We start from the raw sequence: 236 nt of genomic DNA on the forward strand, positions 1-236 counted from the left end.
CTTCATTTTTTCAGACCCCACCACTACCCGGTCAAAATGGGCATACACTTTTTTAAACCGCTTCAATGCACGCTTGCCCCTCGTGCGGATCGTTTTGTCTTCAAGGCCGAACGTTTTAACGGCCCCTGCTGCATGCCAGAGCTGGATGCATTCCACCCCTTTTTTAAACCGGGCGGCAGCCAGGAAACCATAATAGTTATCAACAATCACAAATTTCGATGTCGCAATGTTGTATA

At 47.5% G+C, this 236-nt stretch carries 1 protein-coding gene; it reads right to left on the reverse strand.

Annotation, left to right across the window (positions count from 1 at the left end; all coding sequences use genetic code 11):
- Positions 1 to 236: CDP-glycerol glycerophosphotransferase family protein (locus IC21_RS14865; RefSeq protein ID WP_035181117.1), on the reverse strand; the 236-nt coding region annotated here is incomplete at both ends.

The organism is Heyndrickxia coagulans DSM 1 = ATCC 7050, from assembly GCF_000290615.1.
In the GTDB taxonomy this organism is placed as follows: domain Bacteria; phylum Bacillota; class Bacilli; order Bacillales; family Bacillaceae_C; genus Weizmannia; species Weizmannia coagulans.